Source organism: Mesorhizobium sp. P3_B5 (assembly GCF_056402815.1).
This window is the reverse complement of record NZ_JBFUGR010000041.1, coordinates 1-975: the sequence shown is the minus strand read 5'-3', so window position 1 is coordinate 975 and position 975 is coordinate 1. Positions and strand designations below refer to the sequence as shown.

Here is a 975-nt window from a genome sequence, read left to right as displayed (position 1 = left end):
TTGGCCGTCGACTGATAGGTGTAGGAGCCGTCGGCATTGAGATGCAGCGTGCCGTGCAGGCCGGCAATGTCGGTGCCGACACCGCCCGATACCGGCGTCGTCGTGTTGCCGCCCGCCGCCCGCACGCCATCGATCGTGGCGCCGTCGGCGCCGGCGACGTCATTGCCCAGAACACCTGTCGCCGCGACCGACAGCAGAGCGCCTTCGGTGACGTTGCCGGTGTCGGCACTGGCCGTCGGCACATCATCGACGATATTGACGGTGATGCTTCCGGTGGTGGAGTTGCCGACGCTGTCGGTGACCGTATAGGTGAAGTTCTCCAGGCCCGAGATGGTCTGGACACCGTTATTGGCCTGCGCGTTGAGGTGGTTGCTGGTCAGCGTATAGACGTAGCTGCCGTCGGCGTTGATGTGGATGGTGCCGTAGGTGCCGACGATGGTCTGCGCCGTATAGGTCAGCGCGCCGACGCCGCCCGACGCATTGAGCTGGTTGGTTGCGTCGGTCTCGTCCGGCGAGCCCGGCAGCGAGCCGGTCACCGTTCCGTGGGCCAGATCAGAGCCGGTCGTGGTGGTGTCGAGCGCCGCTTCGTTGACCGTGGCGTCGTTGTCGGCCGGCGCGACCAGCCCGGCATCGGCCAGGTTGATGGTCAGCGTCGTCGTCGACAGGTCGCCGTCGCCATCCTTGATGGTGTAGACGAACACGTCCGTCGTCGCCGAGGAGATGTTGTTGGCCGTCGACTGRTAGGTRTAGGAGCCGTCGGCATTGAGATGCAGCGTGCCGTGCAGGCCGGCAATGTCGGTGCCGACACCGCCCGATACCGGCGTCGTCGTGTTGCCGCCCGCCGCCCGCACGCCATCGATCGTGGCGCCGTCGGCGCCGGCGACGTCATTGCCCAGAACACCTGTCGCCGCGACCGACAGCAGAGCGCCTTCGGTGACGTTGCCGGTGTCGGCACTGGCCGTCGGCACATCATCG

Annotated in this window: 1 protein-coding gene; it reads right to left on the bottom strand. The window is 66.8% G+C overall.

Annotated features, from left to right (window positions below; all coding sequences use genetic code 11):
* Positions 1–975, bottom strand: a 975-nt coding sequence (locus tag AC1DVW_RS29670) for an Ig-like domain-containing protein (RefSeq protein WP_477327936.1), incomplete at both ends; no start/stop codon positions are given.